This is a genomic window from Pseudomonas sp. PIC25, from assembly GCF_002286785.1.
GTDB lineage: Bacteria > Pseudomonadota > Gammaproteobacteria > Pseudomonadales > Pseudomonadaceae > Pseudomonas_M.
The window spans coordinates 1-1,208 of the sequence record NZ_MUJY01000143.1 but is presented as its reverse complement, the minus strand read 5'-3'; the positions used below and the strand labels follow the sequence as shown (position 1 = coordinate 1,208).

2 protein-coding genes are annotated in these 1,208 nt (G+C 60.3%); one reads left to right on the top strand and one right to left on the bottom strand.

Features of this window, described 5'->3' with window-relative positions; all coding sequences use genetic code 11:
• The coding region (locus BZL41_RS28615; protein WP_168191031.1) for a hypothetical protein at nt 1-355 on the top strand (355 nt) is incomplete at its 5' end.
• A gap of 91 nt (nt 356-446) precedes the next feature.
• On the opposite strand, the gene azu is transcribed toward BZL41_RS28615, so the two are convergent.
• Nucleotides 447-893, bottom strand: coding sequence for an azurin (azu, locus tag BZL41_RS18020; RefSeq protein ID WP_095600586.1), 447 nt, complete (start codon nt 891-893; stop codon nt 447-449).
• Nucleotides 894-1,208 lie beyond the last annotated feature (315 nt).

The following is a 1,208-nucleotide window of genomic DNA, read 5'->3' as shown; positions in this document are numbered from 1 at the left end:
GCCGATGAACGTGCTGTACCTGGCACACCGCTACCGTGACATCGTCATCAACTTCGGCTCCCTGGTCGCACCGGATCGAAGCCCTCAGCTACCCTGCGCCCTCTGGGACTTTTTTCAGAACTTTATGGATACCAGTCGCCCCCTGCCCGATCTACCTTCCTACGAGCAGTATCGCCATCTCGACCCGGTCACTGCCGAGCATGACCGCCGCACCGGCCGCGACCCGCGCTACTGGATCGATATGGACGATGAAACCTTCAAAGGCAAGGTCAAGGACATGCTCAAGCGTATCGATGCCATCGACGCCATGAGCCGCCCCAACCTGATGCTCAAGCATGTGACGTACGTTGATTGATGGAACCGAGAGGGCGGCCCACCCATGTGCCGCTGAGGACCATCAGCAGAAAGGCCGCTCACGCGGCCTTTCTTTTTTCTATCCGATCGATTCACTTCAGGGTGACGGTGCCTTTCATCATGGCCGAGTGGCCGGGGAAGGAGCAGAAGAACATGTACTCGTTGCCAGCCGCCAGCTTGCTCACGTCGAAGCTGACCGAATCGCTCTCGCCGCCGCCGATGATCTTGGTGTGGGCGATGATGCGGGCGTCGTCCGGCTTCAAATAGTTGTTGTCGAGGCCGGCGGCCATACCGTCGCTGACCACGCCGGGCATGTCGGCTGCGGTTGACAGTACCCAGTTGTGGCCCATGACGTTTTTCGGCAACTGCCCGGTGTGTTTCAGGTTGACGGTGAATTCCTTGCAGCCCTTGTCGATCTCGATGGCCTTGGTGGTATAGGTCATCTGGTCAGTGGACTCGACATCGACCGAGCACTCCGCGGCCCACAGCGGCGCGCTGGCCAGGCTGAGCAGGGAAGCGGCTAGCAGTTTGCGCAACATAACACTCTCCTTGAGACACGTTTGGCAGGTACCCTCTGACAGACTGTCTCAGCGTGAAGGGAGTTCCCAGGCCCGGATCACAGTTGTGAGGTGGAGTGACGCCACGCAGTGGAGCCGAGGATAGTCGTCTGGCTCGACTCCCCCTCACAACCAGGCGTCCCCCCAGCCCTCGGCTTTGGCATCCTGCATCCCATGCAGTCGTGTCCCCAGAGGGCGAGGGCGGTTGTTCGCACAGGCTCGTCGCCCCGTGTAGAGGTGAATTCATTCGCCTGCGGAGCATCGCCATACCTCCCTCCCGTAGCCCGAATAAGCCTC